The sequence below is a fragment of the Sphingobacterium deserti genome, from assembly GCF_000757725.1.
Lineage (GTDB): Bacteria > Bacteroidota > Bacteroidia > Sphingobacteriales > Sphingobacteriaceae > Sphingobacterium > Sphingobacterium deserti.
This window is the reverse complement of record NZ_JJMU01000051.1, coordinates 15,810-36,871: the sequence shown is the minus strand read 5'-3', so window position 1 is coordinate 36,871 and position 21,062 is coordinate 15,810. Positions and strand designations below refer to the sequence as shown.

General features: G+C 42.8%; 19 protein-coding genes. 10 read left to right on the top strand and 9 right to left on the bottom strand.

Going from position 1 to position 21,062, the window contains the following annotated elements:
- The coding region (locus tag DI53_RS20575; RefSeq protein ID WP_206538036.1) for a hypothetical protein at nucleotides 1–311 on the top strand (311 nt) is incomplete at its 5' end.
- On the opposite strand, the gene DI53_RS13550 is transcribed toward DI53_RS20575, so the two are convergent.
- On the bottom strand, nucleotides 308–886 hold the full coding sequence (locus DI53_RS13550) for a Crp/Fnr family transcriptional regulator (protein ID WP_037500592.1): 579 nt from the start codon (nucleotides 884–886) through the stop codon (nucleotides 308–310). The two genes, DI53_RS20575 and DI53_RS13550, sit on opposite strands and share 4 nt — an antisense overlap.
- Nucleotides 887–1,325: 439 nt before the next feature.
- Here DI53_RS13550 and DI53_RS13545 point away from each other — a divergent pair, with 439 nt between their 5' ends.
- The 4 genes from DI53_RS13545 (at nucleotide 1,326) to DI53_RS13520 (ending at nucleotide 5,350) form a co-directional block, all read left to right on the top strand.
- A complete protein-coding gene (locus DI53_RS13545) occupies nucleotides 1,326–1,901 on the top strand; it encodes an isochorismatase family protein (RefSeq protein ID WP_037500600.1) in 576 nt (191 codons plus the stop codon).
- 70 nt (nucleotides 1,902–1,971) lie between these two features.
- Nucleotides 1,972–2,703 carry a pirin family protein gene (locus DI53_RS13540; protein WP_037500589.1) on the top strand — a complete coding sequence of 244 codons (732 nt, stop codon included), beginning with the start codon at nucleotides 1,972–1,974 and terminating at the stop codon, nucleotides 2,701–2,703.
- A gap of 1,031 nt (nucleotides 2,704–3,734) precedes the next feature.
- Nucleotides 3,735–4,076: a helix-turn-helix domain-containing protein gene (locus DI53_RS13525; RefSeq protein WP_037500580.1), complete on the top strand. Its 342-nt coding sequence runs from the start codon at nucleotides 3,735–3,737 to the stop codon at nucleotides 4,074–4,076.
- On the top strand, nucleotides 4,070–5,350 hold the full coding sequence (locus DI53_RS13520; RefSeq protein WP_037500572.1) for a type II toxin-antitoxin system HipA family toxin: 1,281 nt from the start codon (nucleotides 4,070–4,072) through the stop codon (nucleotides 5,348–5,350). The genes DI53_RS13525 and DI53_RS13520 overlap by 7 nt, the downstream gene beginning before the upstream one ends.
- A gap of 45 nt (nucleotides 5,351–5,395) precedes the next feature.
- Here the strand turns inward: DI53_RS13520 and DI53_RS20705 are convergent, their stop codons facing one another.
- Nucleotides 5,396–5,518 carry a hypothetical protein gene (locus tag DI53_RS20705; RefSeq protein ID WP_275041045.1) on the bottom strand — a complete coding sequence of 41 codons (123 nt, stop codon included), beginning with the start codon at nucleotides 5,516–5,518 and terminating at the stop codon, nucleotides 5,396–5,398.
- Nucleotides 5,519–6,360: 842 nt separating this feature from the next.
- Here DI53_RS20705 and DI53_RS13510 point away from each other — a divergent pair.
- Both DI53_RS13510 and DI53_RS13505 read left to right on the top strand, forming a co-directional pair.
- Nucleotides 6,361–7,512, top strand: a complete 1,152-nt coding sequence (locus DI53_RS13510; protein ID WP_037500554.1) for a serine hydrolase domain-containing protein — start codon at nucleotides 6,361–6,363, stop codon at nucleotides 7,510–7,512.
- Between the two features lie 92 nt (nucleotides 7,513–7,604).
- Nucleotides 7,605–8,645: an MBL fold metallo-hydrolase gene (locus DI53_RS13505; RefSeq protein ID WP_037500551.1), complete on the top strand. Its 1,041-nt coding sequence runs from the start codon at nucleotides 7,605–7,607 to the stop codon at nucleotides 8,643–8,645.
- A gap of 103 nt (nucleotides 8,646–8,748) precedes the next feature.
- On the opposite strand, the gene DI53_RS13500 is transcribed toward DI53_RS13505, so the two are convergent.
- Entirely contained in the window at nucleotides 8,749–9,660 is a 912-nt protein-coding gene (locus tag DI53_RS13500) for a sugar phosphate isomerase/epimerase family protein (RefSeq protein WP_037500547.1), read from the bottom strand.
- An 80-nt stretch (nucleotides 9,661–9,740) separates the two neighbouring features.
- Entirely contained in the window at nucleotides 9,741–10,139 is a 399-nt protein-coding gene (locus tag DI53_RS13495; protein WP_037500544.1) for a DUF1398 domain-containing protein, read from the bottom strand.
- Nucleotides 10,140–10,428: 289 nt separating this feature from the next.
- Here DI53_RS13495 and DI53_RS13490 point away from each other — a divergent pair, with 289 nt between their 5' ends.
- Together DI53_RS13490 and DI53_RS13485 are read left to right on the top strand one after the other, a co-directional pair.
- Entirely contained in the window at nucleotides 10,429–11,307 is an 879-nt protein-coding gene (locus DI53_RS13490; RefSeq protein ID WP_037500542.1) for a hypothetical protein, read from the top strand.
- A 55-nt stretch (nucleotides 11,308–11,362) separates the two neighbouring features.
- Complete coding sequence (locus DI53_RS13485; RefSeq protein ID WP_037500540.1) at nucleotides 11,363–11,878, top strand: hypothetical protein; 516 nt, start codon at nucleotides 11,363–11,365, stop codon at nucleotides 11,876–11,878.
- A gap of 60 nt (nucleotides 11,879–11,938) precedes the next feature.
- Here the strand turns inward: DI53_RS13485 and DI53_RS13480 are convergent, their stop codons facing one another.
- The 5 genes from DI53_RS13480 to DI53_RS13455 form a co-directional block, all read right to left on the bottom strand.
- Nucleotides 11,939–12,379 carry a hypothetical protein gene (locus DI53_RS13480; protein WP_037500537.1) on the bottom strand — a complete coding sequence of 147 codons (441 nt, stop codon included), beginning with the start codon at nucleotides 12,377–12,379 and terminating at the stop codon, nucleotides 11,939–11,941.
- A gap of 109 nt (nucleotides 12,380–12,488) precedes the next feature.
- A complete protein-coding gene (locus DI53_RS13475; protein WP_037500535.1) occupies nucleotides 12,489–12,704 on the bottom strand; it encodes a hypothetical protein in 216 nt (71 codons plus the stop codon).
- A 444-nt stretch (nucleotides 12,705–13,148) separates the two neighbouring features.
- Entirely contained in the window at nucleotides 13,149–15,029 is a 1,881-nt protein-coding gene (locus DI53_RS13465; protein WP_117624891.1) for an MGH1-like glycoside hydrolase domain-containing protein, read from the bottom strand.
- A gap of 45 nt (nucleotides 15,030–15,074) precedes the next feature.
- Nucleotides 15,075–16,493 (bottom strand): sugar MFS transporter, encoded by a 1,419-nt coding sequence (locus DI53_RS13460; protein ID WP_037500529.1) that lies wholly within the window; start codon nucleotides 16,491–16,493, stop codon nucleotides 15,075–15,077.
- Between the two features lie 382 nt (nucleotides 16,494–16,875).
- A complete protein-coding gene (locus DI53_RS13455) occupies nucleotides 16,876–17,724 on the bottom strand; it encodes an SMP-30/gluconolactonase/LRE family protein (protein WP_037500526.1) in 849 nt (282 codons plus the stop codon).
- 274 nt (nucleotides 17,725–17,998) lie between these two features.
- Between DI53_RS13455 and DI53_RS13450 the strand changes: the two genes are divergently transcribed.
- The gene (locus tag DI53_RS13450; protein WP_037500516.1) at nucleotides 17,999–21,055 is read left to right on the top strand and encodes a SusC/RagA family TonB-linked outer membrane protein; all 3,057 of its coding nucleotides are present in this window, start codon (nucleotides 17,999–18,001) and stop codon (nucleotides 21,053–21,055) included.
- The last annotated feature ends 7 nt before the right edge of the window (nucleotides 21,056–21,062 follow it).

Sequence of the window (21,062 nt, the reverse complement as noted above, 5' to 3'; positions counted from 1 at the left end):
CGAAAGATTGGGCTTTTTTTGTGCGCTGGGATGAGAACCCTTGGGTTCGAACACTGCGGAGCTCGTTGCGGCGCTGTGTGCGGGCTGAGTGGGACGCAACATATCCCAGCGGGATCACAAAGGCACAAGAAATTGTGCCTTTTCTGCGTTTTGAGGATTCGAACAGAAGGGTTGGCCTGGGTTTGATCCGAAGAAGGTTCAGGGTTAAGTTTGGGCCATGCGGGGCTGAGCCAATCCCAGCGGGATCACGAAGGCACAAGAAATTGTGCCTTTTCTGCGTTTTGGGGATTCGAACAGAAGGCCTAAGCTAGCGCAGGCTCTTCTTCCGAATCCTACTCAATGTTTCCCTTGATATTCCCAAATAGGAAGCGATCTGGTGCAACGGAAACCGTTGAATCATGTCCGGATGACGGTCGACAAAACTTTCGTAACGTTCCAGCGCACTGAGGCTTATCGAATCATCAACCCGGCTTTGCAAAGCGATATGATTGTTTTCACTCATTTTCCAAAATGTCGCTTTCACGCTCGGAATCGCTAGGAAAGAATCAAGGTTATGTCTAGGCAAAACCAACAATTCTGTGTTCTCCCAAGCTTCAATATAATATTTTGACGGGGTTTGGTTGATAAAACTTTGCCGGTCAACGATCCACCAGTTTTCTGTAGCCAGTTGAAGAATATATTCAATGCCATGACTATCTATACTAAATTGCCGGATAGCTCCCTTTACTATAAAACCTGTATACAGACAAACATTGCCCTCTTCCAGGAAATATTGTTTCTTTCTTAGTTTTTTAGGTACGAGCAGCGACTCAATCTGTTCTTTTTCTTCCGATGAAAGACTTGAATCGCTATAACGTTCGATATAATCAAAAAGTAGTTTGTACATCTGTTTTTTGAAAGCTGTTAAGGCACACAATCTATCAAATTTAAAAATTTTTCACTATCGAAGCTGAATATTTCTACAAGTAGATAGAGACTGCTCAAAGCGCCATGCAATGATGAGCAGCTAAGGAGCCTATCGTTACCGATGGAAGGAAGGAAGGAAGGAAGGAAGGAAGGAAGGAAGGAAGGCATAGTGTTTACCTTGAAAACCTGGCGATCTCGCACTCCGTAAATGGCGCGTATTAATACAAACAATGGAATATGAGATCAACAAGTAAGGCGATAAATGCAAATTAATTTCTAAAATTGACATTTATCACTGTTTTTTTGTGTCAAATGTCAACGTTCAAATAAAAACAGTACACGTAATTTTGTTTTATACATTAAGCAGTCATAAAGCTGATGTAAATAAACAAAATAATATTAATTTAAAAACATTTACTATGCACAAAAATGCATTCACCCCAGAAAACGCAGCCATGCTGCTTATTGATCATCAAGTAGGAACAATGGCTTGGACACATTCGCATGATATCAATTTAGTGAAGCAAAACACTATTAAACTGGCGAAAATTGCGAAAGCGCTCAATTTACCCGTGATTCTAACATCAAGCATGGAAGATCATGCGCAAGGGCCGCTCATTGACGAGTTAAAGGAGATTTTACCCGGGGCTTATGAAGCACGTGTTAAAAGACCAGGAATCGTAAACGCGATGCATCACGAAGGTTTCAATAATGCTGTAAAAGCTGTAGGTAGAAAAAAGCTATTTGTAGCTGGGATTACAACGGAGATCTGTGTTACGTTTCCCGTTCTACAAATGTTAGATGAAGGCTATGAAGTTCAAGTGTCTGCCGATGCATCGGCATTTTACACGCAGTACGGTGATAACTTGGCATTAAAAAGAATGAGACAAGCAGGAGCAGTGATCACAACGGTAGATCAGATTATTTCCGAGCTGGCAATCGACTGGACAAGTCCGAACGGCCAAAAACTGATTGGAATTTTAAACTATCAATAAAATAAGGTTGGAACATTCCCCTTTCATTGTTTAACAACGCGCATCTTTTGATGTAATTAAAAAACAGGTTATGAAAATCATAAGAGCTTCAGAAAAGCACACCCATGGGAATCATCTTTTTCAGATAAGTATACTATACCCAGGAACAAAATTGAACAATAAGGATACTGGCTTTTTGTCCATTGGGCGAATTGACCACGCATCATTCAAGCCCCCGGGGCTAGTTCCCATGCATCCTCATCGGGATGATGAGATACTTTCTTATATGCGTTCGGGTAAGATGGTTCATCGAGACAGCACGGGACAGGAAGAGCACCTTAACAATGGGTACATGATGCTTATGAATGCCGGCAGCGGCATTTCACACGAAGAACGTGCTGAAGAAGATGTAGAAATGCTACAGATCTTTATGCGACCTTCTGAAAATGATTTACCGCCAATGGTTCAGTTCCATCAATTTGCCAATGTGTATAGTGAAAACGCTTGGAGACTTATTGCAGGAAGCCATCCCGATGCACCATTAAAGTTGCGAGTTGATACGAATATTTCCGATGTCAGATTACGTGAAGACACCTCCATTGAAGTTCCAGATAACAAGGATGATAGTGTCTATTTTCTTTATTGTTTTAACGGAAATATTGAGATCGGAAATGAGTTACTTACAAAAGGCGACAGCGTAGTTCTGGGAGATAATGTGTTTATCAAAGCAAAATCCGACAGTGATCTGATCCTGTTCGAAATAAAAAAAGATGCGCAGTACAGCGATGAAGGGATGTTTAGTGGAAACAAACTAGCTTTATAAGTTTTTTCCACCTGTTGAATGTTTAGCTATCTAAGACACAAAGTATGTGCTGCTAAAACATGTTGAAGTTGGCACCTCCTAATTCTTTTTGGACAAGCTCAAAACGCAGCACGTACCCCCATAAAAGCTCAATCGAAAGATTGGGCTTTTTTTTGTGCGTTGGGATGAGAACCCTTGGGCTCGAACTATGCGACGCTCATTGCAGCCTTGCGTGCGGGGATTGTGGGACGGAATAAACTCTCTCGTTCCGGAATGGAGTATGGGGATACGCGACGGAACAAATCCCAGCAAGATCACGAAGGCGTGAGAGAGTGTGTCTTTTCTGCGTTTTGGGGAAAAGGAAAACAACCGTAATCCAGAGCTATATTGTAGACCTGATTGAATTAAAAACAAAATTTGTTAGTCAGCAGGTGGAGGCAGAGGCAAACCCGATTTTTTGTATTGTTGGCTCCCTTCGCGGTGCAGTATAAACTACAGATGCTGGTCAACCTAAAAAAAGATAAAATGGCTGAAGCTTGGGGAAACTTGGTTTATGCGCAAACTTTTTAGGGGCTGGTAACCGGGAACTACCCGCTGCAAAATGCCGATCCGGCAACTGGATTTCTAGATCGCCTTGCCAGCTGCGAGAAACTTTTATTCCCGAATATGTACTTTCATAGTATCAGTTATATCATTGAGGAGGCTAGGTGTTCGATCTACAAGCAAGACCCGGAAAATTGCGACCAAATAAACGGCAAACTGTATATGGGAGAATTGTGTTCCGGACATACCGTTAAAGCAGACCTTCTTGAAGCATGGTTAGTGAAAAATCCTGCTAACAAACTTTGCAAAGCCCTCTCCATTCAGATTGCGTGTAAAACCATTGATCTACTTACTTACAGGAAAATCAAGCCTAATTATGTGTGTATGAAAATTCATTCATAATGTGATATTATTTCTATTAATGAATGAATTTTCACACATAAATGTATTTAACAAAATTTTCATATATTTGAATGATATTTCATACATAAACTATAAAAAGACGAATTATGAATGATATTTCATACATGCAGGCTAATAGTGACATTTCAGTATTGAAACAGATCGGTGAGTTTATCAAAGAGAAAAGAGTTGAACAAAACATTAGCCAGGATTCGCTGGCCAGCCGTGCAGTCCTAAGCCGGTCTACATTGAGTCTGATAGAACGGGGAGAAAGTATCTCTTTGCTCAATTTAATCAAAATTTTACGGATGCTGGATGCACTATACGTATTGGACAGATTTAAAATAGAACTGCAAATCAGTCCAATGCTGCTAGCAAAAGAGGAACAGAAAAAACGTAAACGGGCATTCAGGGCGAAAGAAAACCCAGAAGAAGAATTAGGATGGTAAGAACTGCATATATTAAGTTATGGGGGAAACTGGTAGGTGCAGTTGCCTGGGATGAAAAGCAACAAATAGCATCTTTCGAATACGATACGAAATTCATCCAATCTCAATTGGCCATTGCCCCGATTAAAATGCCATTAGTGAAAAGGATCTTTTCTTTCCCGGAGCTCAGGGGTAAGCCGACTTTCAAAGGTTTACCTGGGCTATTGGCAGATGTGCTCCCTGACAGATATGGAACTGACCTGATCAATATTTGGTTAGCACAGAACGGAAGACCTGAAGGATCACTGAACCCGGTAGAATTACTGTGTTTCATTGGAACAAGAGGTATGGGTGCCTTAGAATTCGAGCCATCAATCGCACCAACAACAAAATCGCATACACTGGAAATCTCTAGTTTAATAGAAACAACGCAAAAGTTGCTGAACAATAAGGAAGCTTTACGGACACATACCGATGATGAAATGCGGGACGTATTGCTGGAAGTCTTGAAAATGGGAACTTCGGCCGGCGGGGCCCGACCAAAAGCAATCATTGCCTACAATGAAAAAACCGGAGAAATAAGATCAGGTCAAACCTTGGCTAAAGGCTTTGAACATTGGTTACTGAAATTTGACGGCGTAAATGACACACAATTTGGTGCAAGTCATGGTTATGGAAGAGTAGAAATGGCTTATTACGGAATGGCGACCTCCGCCGGATTGGATATGATGGAGTCGAGGCTTATCGAAGAAGAAGGCCGTGCCCACTTTATGACAAAGCGCTTCGACAGAATCGGCGGCAACAAAAAATTACACACCCAGACTTTGTGCGCAATAGCCCACTACGACTTTAATCAGATACTGAGCTATAGCTATGAGCAATTGTTTCAGACCATGCGTCAGCTAAAACTAACCTACGCAGAAGCCGAACAGATGTTCCGTAGGATGGTGTTTAATGTACTGGCAAAAAACTGTGACGATCACACCAAAAACTTTGCATTCCTGATGCATCCCGACGGCAAATGGACTTTAGCACCAGCGTATGACATCTGTTACGCTTACCGGCCAGATAGTGATTGGGTAAGCCAACACAACCTGAGCATAAATGGAAAGCGGGCAAATATAATCAAGGAAGATCTTCTGGAAATTGCCAAGCAGAACTCAATCAGTAAACCCGAACAGATAATTGATGAGGTTCAAGCCTCGATCAACAGCTGGCCTCAGTATGCAGCTCAATACAAAGTAGAGGAAAAACTGGCAGCAGCAATTGATAAAACATTGATTAAAAGTTTATAGGATATCCCACTGAATGATGAAAGCCCCCGAGGGGACTTTTGGATTCTATTCGCCATCATCTTCTGAGGTCAGGATTTCCAGATGGTTAACCCCAATTGACACCCTGGTGATTTTCTTCTGCACGTCCTTATCTACATAGGTTTGTGTGGTCAAATTGCTTCTAACCAAAATTCGGCACCTTTTTTAACGGTAAGCTACACCAGCGATGATAAAAGGCATTTTCCTTTCTGCCGCCTTTTGTTTTTGACCGGTTATATTCCAGTCTTTTGTTACGGATATTCTTTAAGGTGCATTTAACCAGGTCAACAGCGTTAATCCCGCGCATACAGCGTGACAACATATATAAGTCTCTGCCAAGCTCTGCACATATTTGAAAACAATGGCATACCCACAATCACCAAGCAGAAATAGTCCGCAAACTTTAAACCGAAACGATGCCATTTCCGCTATACATACCTATAAAAATTCAAAAACACCAAACAGCCACAAACAACTAAAAATCAGATACATAATACAAATTAAGACATTTTAGACTTTTCAAGACATCTTTTGTCATTTTAGACATTTTGGACACAGCTTAAAAACTCCATCTGTACCTTGGGATCAGAACAGAATATTAACGGTTATGGTCAAACAAGCAACGATGGGCAAGCTACGGCGAAGGTTCAGCGCAGAGTTTTTAAGGGGTAGGTTGGAGAGACTGGCTGCGTTTATTGGAAATGCAAAAAAGGCAGACGGCCTTGCGCGGTAGACGCAGCGTTATGGAACGACTTACTAAATTTCCGTCGAAAGGCAGGTGATGACTAGTTATCAAACAATTCGATGAAAATGCTGTTTTACAAAAAAGGGATCTTATGTTAGGTTTGTCTAAATTTTGCTTTGCAATGCGATATGAAAGCAAAATGCTGCTTTCGAGCATCCAGGTATCGAAGTAGTCTTGCTACAATCGATAGCAGCACCACATACGTACGGGCATTTTGCCCACACACAGATTTAAAAAAAAAGATACTATGCGATCAATATTAAAATTTTTGGGCTGGACAGCCGGTGTTATCCTTTTCGTTATTGCCTTAGCATATATCTTCAAGGTAGACTATATCTTGAAGGCCGTCCGCGTCACCTATTTCAACGGACATACAACAGCCTATCTAGCAGATTACGAATATTTCGATAACCACACCGTCGAAACTTCCACCCCACAACCTTGGGCAGAATATCCCGAGAAGATACAGCTTCCGGATAGTATGATTCAATTTCATGACCGGGAGAAGTCCGTTGCGTATGTCGTTATACATCGCGACAGCATTGTTTTAGAGCATTATTTCGACGGATATAGCCGTGATTCCAAGTCCAACTCGTTTTCAATGGCAAAAAGTGTCGTTGCTGCTATATTGGGAAAGGTTATCGAAACCGGAAAGATTAAAAGCCTGGATCAAAAAATCATCGACTTTGTACCAGAAATCGTTGGCCCGTACGCCAAAGAACTGACCTTCCGCGATCTTGTCAGCATGAGTTCCGGAATGAAATGGGATGAAAGCTATTACAGTCCTTTTTCCATCGTTACCCAACTGTATTTCGATAAAGATTTAGTGGGCGTCTTGCCTGATTTACCTATCAATGGTAAACCCGGCCAACGATTTAGTTACCAAAGTGGCGATACCCAGCTCTTAGGCATCGCTATTCAGCGTGCCACGGGCGCATCCCTCAGCGACCTACTCGCCGAGTATTTTTGGAAACCGATGGGCGCCGAACAAAAAGCCCTATGGCAAGTAGACAGCGAAGAAAAAGGTATGGAGAAAGCATACTGCTGCTTAGCGAGCAATGCGTTGGATTTTGCGAGATTTGGAAAACTGTACCGTCAAAGTGGAAAGTGGAACGGCAAACAACTGCTTTCTAGCGATTACATTTCAGAATCGCTGAAACCGAGGTTCAAAAATGGTGAAAACTACGGGTACAGTTGGTGGCTCGGCAATTTTAATGGAAAGCCATATTTTTATATGGATGGACATCTTGGGCAGTTCGTTATTGTGGTTCCTGAAGACGAGCTAATTATTGTCCGTTTAGGCCATCAATTTAACAAAATACCAAAAAATACACCGAGCTCTCCATTTTATAAGTTCATTGACCATGCCTACATCCTGTTAGATGCCACCGCACAATAACAAACATAAAGTGCAGGCACAATAAATTATGGTGGAGGTAAAGTAAAAGCGCACGATAGCCGTCTACCTAACAATAACACATATCGTATAGCATGAAGTTAAGTAAGATGTTTGGGCAATTTCCAGATCAGCAGCGAAAAGCCTATTTTAAAACGCTGGATAATTATAAAGACGGGCAGTTTCAGAATCAGATTCCTACGCCAGCTCTATTAGAAGGGGAAAGCATGGGGAAGCTGCTTTTAGAGTTCTTTGGCAAGCACCTGGATTCCACACCTCGTGTTCCTATCCCCAGTGTAAAGACAGATCTCTTGAGCTTGGCAGCAGACCAGGATCTTTTGCTGTGGTTTGGACACAGCTCTTACTTCATGCAGCTATCCGGAAAAACCTTCCTCATCGACCCCGTCTTTAGCGGAAATGCGTCGCCTGTTTTTGGTTCGGTGAAGGCTTTTGCCGGCGCCGACGAATTTAAAGCGAGCGACATGCCCGATATCGACGTGCTACTGATAAGCCACGACCATTGGGACCATCTTGACTATGGTACCATCTGTTTGCTTAAAGAAAAAGTGAAACTTGTGGTGTGCGGCTTGGGCGTAGCACAACATTTTATCTACTGGGGATGGCCAGCAGAAAAGATCGTGGAGAAAAATTGGTACGAGGAGCTTGCTATAGCACCCGGCTTTAAAATTACCCTCACCCCTGCACGGCACTTCTCCGGGAGATTCCTGACCAGGAATATTTCTTTATGGACCTCGTTCGTGCTGCAAACGCCAGATAAAAATTTATTTCTAGGCGGCGACAGCGGCTACGGGCCGCATTTCAAAGAAATAGGTGAGCGATTCGGCCCTTTTGACTTGGCGATCCTGGAGTGCGGACAATACAATGAGCGTTGGCCTTACATACACTCCTTACCGCCGGAAATAATCCAAGAGGCAAAAGAGCTTCGTGCCAAAGCATTTATGCCCGTGCATCATTCTAAATTCAAATTGGCACAACACCCCTGGTATGATCCTTTGGAGCAAGTAAGCACCTTGGCAGAAGCGGAATCACTAACTATCGTAACGCCAAAAATTGGGGAGCAGGTACATCTCTCCGAGATAAAAACAGACTGGGAGAAATGGTGGAAACAGCATTAAGCTTGTCGTTTCATTAAATAAAATCGGGCTCTTGCAGCATGCGCAAGAGCCCGATTTAATTATATACCGCCCCCACAAAACGCTTCAGGCCTCAGCATATTCCTTATTTCGCGTACGTAGCTTTTACAAATGGCGTCGCCAATAAATAGTCGATACTTTGCTTCAACCCGGCCTCCAAATCGCCTGAAACCTCTTCCACTTCAACAAAGATGTGCTTCACACCCGCTACATCCGTGTTTTTAAATATCGCGTCAAAGCCTACCATACCGCTTTGGCCAATTTCGCGATGGTCTTTAATGTGCAGGGCTGTAAAACGTCCTGGATATTTCTTAAAGTAGTCTACAGGGCTTGCTTTGCCAATCACCGTCCAGTACACATCCATTTCAAAAAATACATTTTCTGGATCGGTATTCTCGATCATGTAATCCAGCATCACGGCCTTATCCTCGACCTTCTGAAACTCATGGGCATGGTTATGGTATCCGTATTGAATACCGTGTTTGCGTGCAAGCTTGCCTACCTCATTCAAATAGCGACATTCTGTAGCGAGATCAGCCATGGTTTTAGGGACGTCCAACCAAGGTGTCACGATATACTTCATGCCCGCAGCTTTATGCGCTAAAATGGTCGTCTCCCACCAAGCGAGTGACTCCGAAAAATTCCCCGAGGCTAGCTCTTCTTTGGACAGCGGTTTTGCAGCATGCGAAGAAAGGACTTTCATACCTGCCTTTTCTACGTTCTTCTTAAAAACTTCTGGAGTGGTATTGTAAAATTTACCATCGCGATATCCTGCTGCTTCCACGGATGTATAACCCATTTTAGCAAGTTTATCCAAGACAGCTGCGTAATTCGCATTGTACGCGTTTGGATCGGTATGGCTCCCCATCATGCTGCGCACGGAATACAATTGTAACCCAATTTCCTTTTTGGCTTTAGAGCCTTGCGCAAAGCTTCCCTGTCCAATCATGCTCATTCCCACAAACAGAAGGGAGGCTGCTACAAATTTAATTTTCATATATATGTTATTTGTGTTTTCATACTCATCTGGAATATCTCTCTTGGATATTTCAGCTATATTATTGACTACATTTTACATTATCTATCGCCTTCAGCGATTCTCTCCGTCCATACCTCGTTTCCCCCGATGTCGTAATAGGAACAAGTCAACTTTTGCAAATCCATCACCCACTTATGCACCCCACTATTGGCGCAGTCGCTTAAAAACCTTGGGTAATCGGTATCGCCGCGCTGATGCGCCTTCAATGCCGTAACAAAATCGTCAGATGCATACCTGCCTGCTATGGTCAACGCGGTATGCTTAGCCGAATCAGCAACGGTATAGCTTTTTGCGCCGAAATAGGTAGTATGACCATCGGCAACAAACACTTCGTAAGATAGCACGCCTAAGGAAATCAAATCTTGCACATACTGCGGAAAATCAGCTCCTGTCTTTACTTTTCCATGAGCTGTGTTTATATCAGATAATGTAAACATCGTTTGGACTTTTATGTTGCCGTAAGATAGGAAAAAGAAATAAAAATATTTTAAAAAATATTTGCACTTAGTGTATAAAACACACTATATTTGTATCATCATAATTTAGGTTTATAATTGGTTAGCTAAAGGTTTTCATTCTCCCCGTTTGAAAACCTTTTTTTATTGCCTTAAGGCCGCAAATTCGGTTCTATATAAAATTGAAATATCACTACTTTCAGGGAAACAATGGATTAGGCAAACTGTTAAATTTGTACGCTGTGCTATTGCTTATTTATTCGAACAGACCATGAGATACTGTATTATTCATCTTTTTTTGTTGCTCCTACCCTACCTTGCGTATTGCCAAGAGCGACCCACCGCGTATACATTGTCCGACGAATATAATCTTTGGGGACTATCCGTTTCTGATACAACCTATATCTTCGCAGAAAATGCTTATGTAAGAGATCAACCAAATCTAGATGGGACCGTACTAGATTCCTTGCCGGCAGGCAGTATGCTCATTATTTTAAGCCCCGCATATAATGGCAACAAAATTAAGGGGGTTTATGCGCCTTGGCATCAGGTCGCTTACAAAATAGGCAATGACATTAAGAAAGGGTTTATATGGATTGGCTTGCTCTCTTTAGGCAAACAGCAAGATGCCCAAGGTAATGTGTACCTCTACGGTTTTGACCGATTCATCCCTTCTGACGGCAATAAAGCTGATCGATATATTTGTTCCGTTAAACTGCTAAACGCAAAAAATGCGCTTATCGGCAAACACCAGTTTGAGATGCCGTATGCCGGACAATCTTACATGGATGCAAAACTTCTGCCCAACATGGGACTGAAGGATCTACGACATATTTTCCGTATTGCATTTTCCGGAGAGGCTTGTGGCATCCCGACCGATTATTATTACGCCGGATGGAACGGTTCTAATTTTTTTGCTTTGCCGAAGCGATATGCTGTAAGCGACGCGGGCATTTTTTATTATGAGGAGTCTATCCTCTTTCCCACAGAGCACAGAAAGGAAGCGAACGTTATCTACAAATTAATAGAACATGGAGAAGCCGTGGAGACAACTGACGCGTTAGCAGAGATTACATACAAAGTCAGTAGAACGGAAGAGAAATTTTTATGGACCGGAAAGGGCTTTACTAAATTAGGTGATTCGAAATAGCAATAGGGACTTTTGGCTCGATCGTTGCCTATACCTTAGTTAATAAAATAAATCAATGAACATATCAACCTATACCTTGGCCGCATTTGCTGGAATCTTGCTTACTTTGGCCAGTTGCCAGTCAACGAAAAAAACGGAAGATGCAAAGATTGCGACAACAGACACTACGGCGGTCGCCACAGATACTGCATTGGTTGCAACCATACAAGCTAATCCAGATTATCGCCTGCAAGACAGCATTTCTGTGTTATTTATTGTTTCCAATCCGACGCCTGACACCTTACGCTTTACACAATACCATACACCTTTTGAAGGCTTCATGAGTAATTTTCTAACCATCACGGATGCGAGCGGAGCAGAAGTGCCCTACATTGGTGCCATGACGCGGCGTATCATGCCGCCACCAGAAGAAACATACCATACGCTCGCTCCGAGAGCGCAAGACAGTGTTCGTTTTGCCCTGTCGAAAGGCTATCATTTTGAAAAACCGGGAACCTACAGCTTACTGTATAATAGCGGAACAATCAGCGGAATTTCACAGACCGAAGCGACTGAAATAGTATTGAAATAGAACGAAGCGACCTACAGAAAAAGTGGCACAGTAAATTTAAAAAGAAGTCCTTCGCGGGCCTTATTGTATAGCAATGTGGCTTACATCCACCTGCACAATATCTTTTATCAAACAACTATACTCGCGCTTGTCATAGTACCCCATAGTATCTAGGGTTCCTGTGATCATCACCAGTGCTTTGTCGTTTTCTAATAGAAAGGCATGCAGTTCATGCTTATCGACGTGTAGCGAAACAGGCTTGAAGTCCGATGGATCATTAAATGGATAAATCGCGGCGGCGTCATACTCATACACAAGGCGCCCCCGCAATTTTACTTCTTTTCCTTGAAGAAGATGCATCTCTTGCTCAATCTCGCTAAACCAAGTAGGTTTGACAGTGGGATAATGCCGGTGCACATGTTGCCATGTCGCAGATGCCAGCTGATAACGCGTTTCTTTACAACCAAAACATCCCGTAACCAAGAAGAATATACACGTTCTAATTATGATAGGTAACAGCATTAGTTGTTAATTAGTTAAAAGTATCGGTTATTACACCTATAATAATAACGAAAAAATATCGATGCAGGTATATCGCAAGATGCATTCCTTGAAAAATATGCGGGAATAATTACAACGATTTATGTAAAATCCGCTGGATAGCGCACCATTCCTGATATTCTAGCTCATTCCAGCTAGTGCGAAATTTATTTAGAAGTTCATAAGATCTCTTACGTAGCGCTTCGAGGCCATTGGCGTGCACAGGCTCGCGCAAGTCAGTTTGCGAATGGGATGCAGCAAACGAATGTACATGAGCTGCTCCTTTGGATAGATATAGCGTGTCCATATGGATTAATATTAAAGCTGATCAAAGATAGCCATCATCTCCAAAACAGCTGGTATGCAATACATTAAATTATTATTAAGATACTTTTAATTGCAGTGATAGATTTGCTTGGATACAATATTCCAGCCCCCAATCCCATCCGCCGCTCGCCGCGGCATGGCATTACTTTTGGGGGCAAAAGTGACCAAAATTCTTCGTTTCCTTCATGTACTTGGCGCACAAGCCATATCCTCGCAGAGCAAATATTTGTCAAAGCTGAAATAAAATCGAAACCGTTAAAATGCGATTTCGATATGATTTCTAGGCTTTGTCCCGCCCCGCATCCCCAAACATTTCGTTTGCCTGCCAGCACTGGAAGGATAAAGTAAATGCGAAAATAAATTTTAATGGGCGTTTTGAAATAGCAATCCGCTTTTGCTTCATGGCTGCCTCTGCGGATAGATTTTAAAGCTTCACGGTAAGTTTTTTGTTGAGCGATTTACTTGTTGCTACTAATTTGTTATCGACCCACACGCAGAGCACACTTTGATTGCCAGCCTTTGCTTCGTCCCAATCTTTCTTCCATACAATGTCCACATCGTGGTCATGGTAACGAATGCGGCCCAAATAAAAGTAATCCCATTCGCCTGCTGGTAGTAGAGGCTCGATCACAAATTGGTTTTTGTGTAACGCTTTAAAGCCTAAAAGATCTTCAATAATAATATCTGGATAAGTCGAGTGAAAATAGTCCTTTTCACCGCCAAATTCCGTCCCGTCTGTCGGTATGTACCATTCACCGATATTTGGTTTGTCCGGATTATGCAACTGCGTAAGTTTTTCTATATGTTCATATAGTAGAGAACGATCCGCATCTGTGATTTCACGTTTATAGTTGCGCAAATAGTTTGCATAGGCCTTATAAACCACAGAATTTTGAAAGGGCCAGCCCCTCCCATTCCAAGCATAGGCTTGCTCGTTGTAATAGGGATGTTGCCGCTCGGCGGTACTCATGCCCCGTTTATTATTGAATCCTTTATCGGATGCTAGCATATCCCAAGCAGCTGCATAAGCGGAAGCATCCTCAGAAGGAACCATATTAAAATACCACGGACTGTAGCCTACAGATTCGCGTACTCGCGCCTCGAAATCGCGCACCCCATAGGCATTGTCGCCAGCACTGTACGTGTTAAAAAACTGGTCTTCTGTATTCCAAAGCACATCCATCACCTTCGTCTGCAAGGTGGTTGCACGCTGCGCATACATGTCAGACTTTCTTACTTTAAAGGCTGATTTATATTTTCCTTCGTCTAATTTATACAGGCTGCTTAAAGCCTTGATATTGCCATAAGCGTAACTATTTACAGATGGACGTACCAGATAAAAGTCTGGATAGCCTTTCCGGTAAGCCTGTGGATAAGCCGAGGCTTGTGGCGAGTCAGCAGCTTTAGCAGTAGTCTCCCAACCTAAGTAATATTCCTTCCAACTAGCTGGCGTATACATCGCATAGGCGCCCTTGCTTTCAATAAGCCCCAAGACCGCCGAAAGGCTAAATTCCATGCCATCATAGAGATCCAAAATTTTATATAGGCCTTGTGTTTTTGATTGATCCGCTTTTACCGTAAACAGACTATCCCAAACCGCCTGATGACGCTCCATATCGGGTAAAATGCCATGCAACCATTTCGCATCCGGATGTACACGTAGATACGCATCCACCCCATCAATCATCCAACTGGAAAAATGATGGCTTTCCGGCCGACTTAAATAGGTAAGGAAATTACCATTTTCCCGCTGATTCAATCGGGCGGCTGAGCCCGACATAAAGTAATCTGCGTACGATTTTAAAAATTTCGGATCGCGAAGCCAGCGAACATCGTAAAATTGATGTCCGGCCGGACACGTTATTGCGCCACTACGGGAAGCCCAAGGCTTTACCCCAAAAAACTCCGTTACCACCCAATACTTCTTTTGGTCTTCTGGGTCAGCATACTCTTTTAAATGCTTACTCACCATCCACCAGCGGTAGTTATACACCCTGTTAATATGCTGATCAGAGCAGATGAATGATGGCGCATTTTCTAGCAAAAAGTCTTTGTTGTTACCGGCATCAAACGCGCCGTCAGGCGCTGGCCGATCCGCATAACTATTAAATTCATCCACATCGTTGGAAAACTGTTTAGCAGCTAACTGTTGAAGCTTGTCGCGCTCTTCAGTCAAACGTATGGCCTTACTGCTGGAGCAGGAAACTTGAAGAACAATATTGCTCGACAAGATGATGACGATAAGACATAAAAGTTTCCAGTTGTTGAAGTTTTTCATCACTTGGCTGATTAGGTTGTTGCGCATGCTGCCAAAAACAAAAAAAGATAGCTCGCGGCTATCTTTTTAGTATTAATGTCCTGATTTTACTGATCCATCTATTTTAACCTGGCTTAATGTTCGCAGGCAGTAGATCCCAAATATTAGAATTACTACATAACATAGTGCTGGGATGATGAAGGAATCCTGCACGCCGATCTTATCTGCTAAATAGCCCTGAACAATAGGAACAATAGCGCCGCCCAGAATTGCCATCACCACTAAGGACGATCCTTGGCTGGTATATTTCCCCAGTCCGGCGATAGATAGGGTGTAGATATTTGAAAACATAATGGAGTTAAAAATTCCGATGCCAAGCACGCTATACATCGCCCAAATACCTGTATTTAGTATCGTCGAAGCTAATAGGAATACGTTTATAGTCGCAAACACCACTAAGGTTCTTGCCGGAGCCGATTTACCAATCATGAATGCGATGAAATTGAGTGCTATAAAACCAAGGAAGAAAGAAATTTCAGAGAAACTAAGGCTCACAACACCATATATAACCAGGAACACGGCCAGTGCGGTCAATAGCATGTAAATCGTTTTCTTTCCTTCAGCAATTTCTTGGCTTAACGAGATCGCACCAAGAAACCGTCCGATCATCGCACCACCCCAATACAAAGCAAGATAGTTTTTACTCACCGCCTCGGTAAAGCCCATCACTTCTGGAAGTTCCAAAAAGCTAATAATAAAACTCCCCACGGCAACCTCGCCACCTACATAGCAAAACATAGTGCCTACACCATACAAGAGGTGCTTAAATTTCAAGGCGCCCCAGCCTTTCACTGGCGTAGAATCATCGGTTTGGAATGAAGGCAACTTCACGCGAGAAATCATCAGCGCGACAAGCAATAAGATGCCGCCAAAGATAAGATAAGGCAGACGTGTTGCCACGGCGCTAAAACTACCGTCTGGCGATGAAAATAATTCGAAAATTAAATGCCCACCCAAAACTGGTGCTATAGTAGTTCCGAAAGCGTTAAATGCTTGCGTCATGTTTAGACGGCTAGAAGCAGACTCCTCAGGACCTAAAAGCGACACGTAGGCGTTTGCCGTAATTTGCAATACGGTAAAACCTAAGCCCAACACGAAAAGCGCACCCAAGAAGAGGGGATAAGAGGAAAGGCTCGCGGCAGGGTAAAACAATACGCAGCCTGCAGCAGCCAGAAAGATACCAAATAATATCCCTTTCTTATATCCTACTTTATTGATAGGGTCTTCCACCAGGGTAGAGTATAGGAAATAGATTAACGATCCAATAAAATAAGCCCCGAAAAAGCAAAACTGCACCAGCATGGACTCAAAGAACGTCAATGAGAAAAGCTGTTTAAGATAAGGTATTAAAATGTCGTTCATGCAGGTAATAAAGCCCCACATAAAAAATAATGCTGTGATGGTAATCAGGGGAACGAGGTAGTTCTGTTTAGTCGTTGTTGTCGTTTGCATCTTTGTTATGTCAATTATCAAAGTTTTTTTGCGGCGCCGTGGTAATCATTTCATAGCATTTTGCTATCCCATGTACCATCTACGCGCAAAAAAACACACTGTTGTTTAGCAAAAGAGTAAGTTAATCGAAAGTGCTTATTGGGAAGTGACCCGTTGAAGCAAGCCTCCGCCATCCGTGCGTCCGCCCACCTGAAAATCATCTACAGAAGTTCCCCCAATCGATACCTCTTTCGTAAAAAAAACGCGCTAAAACCATTTAATAAGACGAAAGAGGCGATGCAATTGTACATTGAATTCAGCGAATTTCCAAATACATAACAAAAAACTTGCTATAAAAAGTAAGTGCCCACTTTCGAAAAATGAGAAAACGAGATGCAATCGCCTACCAGTCCGGATAAATTTTAAAGATTTTCTCCGAGGCCGTAATGAAAAGGTAAGCATTGTTGGTCCCACCAAAACAGACGTTTGCAGTCCACTCAGCCGGTACAGCAATGTGGCGGATTTGCTGGCCATCTTTATTATATACAAACACACCTTTTCCGGTTAAGTAAATATTTCCTTTATCATCAATCGTCATACCATCCGACCCTTTATCGCAGAAAAGTCTTCTGTTCGCAGGCTTGCCCTCATCATCAATATCATAGATGTAGGTTTTATCTGCGCCAATATCAGCCACGAAGAGGTGTTTTCCATCCCGCGAGCCGATTATACCATTAGGCTTCTCAAACTGCCCGCCTACCTGATGTAATTTACCCTGATGCAACATGTACAGAGCTTGCGGAAGTTCGCTACCTCCACGCTGCCAATAGTCGCGATCATAAAATGGATCTGTAAAATACATGAGCCCATTAGGGGATACCCAAACATCATTCGGTCCGTTTAGCTTTTTATTACCGTAATCAGTAACAAGTACTTCAACCGCTTTTGATACGGGATGTATACGCCATAATTCATTTTTTTCATCTGCACATGAAATTATAAAACCTTCCTTATCTATAAACATACCATTAGATCGCCCGGCTGGTTGCATAAATAGCGATAACTTCCCCGCTGTATCATACTTCCATATACTGTTGTTTGGTTGGTCGGTAAAAAAAATATTTCCCAAAGAATCTGCTGTTGGCCCCTCTGTAAAAGAAAATTGTGAAGAAATTTCAATAAGCTCGCCATGCGACTGGGCGCGCCCCAATAACGTTGTTAATAGCATAAGCATAGAAAATACAGTTTTCATACGCTGAATATAACAGGTGCTAATCGGGATGGTTCTACAAAAAATAAAATGTTACAAAACAAAATCGATACAATCGAGGTTTAGGATTTGACAATTTCCTAAGCAACTAAAAAATAGCATGTTGTGACAACAAATTTTTTTGAAGTTTACTTTTAACATTTTTTTTACAAAACATGTTAATAAATTGCATTCCGTATCAAATCGTAAGAATTTAAATTAAAACGACTTATATACACTTTCACTTAACACTTTAAGCATTGCTTAATCATTCTTTATGAGACAAAAATCACTCGTACGATGTACACGGCTGTTCGGAACAGTTGTTGTGCTCACTACCTTGCTCTTTGGTCAGGCCTTTGCCCAGCAGCGTACCATTAGAGGTATCGTAAAAGACGGTAGTACCTTGGCTCCCATTGCGGGAGCAAGCGTTAGCGGCGCCAGCCGTACCAACAGTACCCTGACAGATGATCAAGGATCATTCAGCTTAGCTGTAGACGCTGCCACGGCAAACCTGCAAGTTACTTTTGTAGGTTATGAAAGCCAGCAAGTGCCGCTTGCGGATCGCGATACGCTATCCATCTTTCTTGTCGCTGTAGACACCAAACTGGATGAGGTCGTAGTTACCGCCTTGGGGATCAGCCGTGAGCAAAAATCCCTTACTTACTCTACGCAACAATTGAAGGGAGAGGAACTTACGCGGGCGAAAGGGACAAACATGATCAACAATATCAACGGTAAAGTTGCGGGGGTTAACATTTCGTCCTCTTCCTCTGGTATTGGTGGATCCGCAAAGGTTGTTTTACGTGGAAACAAATCGGCCTCTGGAAACAACCAGGTACTTTACGTCATCGACGGTGTGCCTATCAACAACAGTTCCTCTGGCGCTCAGCCGGGCAATATGTTCGGCGGTGAGCGGGACCCGGGCGACCCTGTTGCCTTGATCAACCCGGACGATGTGGAAAGTATGTCTGTCCTGAAAGGGGCGTCAGCGGCGGCATTATATGGTAGCCAAGCCGCAAATGGAGTTATCCTTATCACCACAAAATCAGGAAAAAATGGCCGCACTACAATCGACTTCTCCAGCAGTGCGCAGATCGAAACGCCTGCAGTTTTGCCGCAGTTTCAAAACAATTATGGACGTGGAGCAGATGGACAGAACACCAATGCCCTGACTAGCTGGGGTGCAAATACCGCTGGCGGCGGAGGCGATCAAGTGGGTTCGTTTTTCCAAAATGGAACAAATTTCACTAATTCCATTGGTTTATCAAGAGGAAACGAGCATATGCAAACGTATATCTCTTATGCTAATACATCGGCCAAAGGCCTGCTGCCGGAAAATAAGTTGAATAGACACAACATCAACATGAAACAAACGGCTAACTTTTTCGACGATCGTTTGACATTACAAGGTGGCGCTAACTATATACAGCAAGATCTGCAAAATTCACCGTTGACAGGCTTTTACTTTAATCCTATTGTAGGACTTTATCTTTTCCCGAGAAGCTTAAACCTGAATGATTACAAAACCTTTGAAACTTTCGATCCTGCGACCAACAAGTATGTACAGAACTGGCACTCCCTTGGCGATAGCGAGACAACGCAGCAAAATCCTTGGTGGATCCAAAACAGAAATACGTCTACTTCAGACAAATCACGGCTTATCTTAAACGGAAGTGCGAAGTTCAACGTAAACAATTGGCTAAGCTTACAAGCACGTGGAAGCATGGACCGCACGACGGATGTTTTCGACAGGAAGATATTCGCCGGTACACAGTCTATTATCGCACGTCCAAATGGTGCCTATAATTATTCAAAAATCACCATCACGCAAAAATATGCAGACTTTATCGCAAACTTCAACGGTAATATTACCGATAAGCTAAAATTTAATGGACTTGTAGGTACCAGTATCACCGATTGGAACACCGAAGGTATGTCTTTTAACACAGGAGCTACAGGATTGCGTACAGCTAACGTATTTGCTATGCAAAATACGACGACGCCTATTACTAACACAGAAGCCAATAATCGGAGACAACTTCAATCCGTATTTGCAAGTGCAAACTTTGATTACGATGGCTGGATGTTTTTGGATCTTTCCGCAAGAAACGACTGGTCGAGCACGTTGGCGTTCACCAATACACCATCATTTTTCTACCCGTCGGTAGGACTTAGTGCGAATATCCATGAGAAATTAGGTCTTCCTGATTTTATTAATTTCATGAAAATTCGCGGCTCTTGGGCTGAAGTTGGTAACGATTTGCCTCCCTACAAAACACGACTTTTGAATACACTGGGTAATTTCGGAAATATCACCATCAATACAGTGACCTCATTAGTTCCTTTGAAACCTGAAATAACGCGTTCCATCGAGGCAGGTACAGAGCTAAAAATGTTCAATAACAGGTTAGGTATCGATTTTACCTATTACAAAACAAATACAACAAACCAATATTTCGAAATTGCGGCAAGCGAGGCTAGTTTGTTTGGAACCTATGCGATAAATGCCGGTGACATTCAAAACGAAGGTGTTGAGTTATTGGTAAATTACGATGCTATCCGCGGTGAAAATTTCAACTGGTCTACAGCAGTAAATTTCTCTGCGAATAAAAACACGATTATCGAATTAGACGATGCCGTTCCAAATTTCTCACTCACCGGAGAGAACCGCGGCTATGCATCTAGGTTTGAGGTAGGTGGATCTTTCGGTGATATCTACGGTGTTGATTTTTCCCGCGACGAGCAAGGCCGTATCCTTTTCAGTGAGGATGGCATACCGCTTAGAAGTTCTGACTTTGTAAAATTAGGAAACGCGAACCCACGCTGGCAAATGGGATGGAGCAATACCATCAATTACAAAAACTTAGGCCTTTACTTCCTTATTGATGGCAAGTTTGACTATGACGTCCTTTCTATTACAGAATCGGTGATGGATAGTTATGGCGTTTCTGCGCGTACTGGAGCAGCGCGTGATGCGGGAGGTGTTGCTGTAAATGGCGTATCGCCAACTGGTGAGGCCGTAACAACGGCGGCGGCGCAAGCTTGGTATACATCTGTTGGCGGTGTTTCCCCAGTTACCAGCAATTACATGTATAATGGGTCAGCTATCCGCATGCGTGAAATCGCCCTATCGTACAACTTTAAGTTAGACAGTAAATATGTCAAAGGACTTCGCGTGGCAGCTACAGGGCGTAACCTGTTTTTCTTATATAAAGAAGCGCCATTTGACCCGGAGACAACGATGTCTACCGGAAACGGCTTAAGCGGAATCGACATCTTTATGATGCCATCAAGTCGCAGCTACGGGCTATCCCTAAATGTAAACTTTTAACAACCTA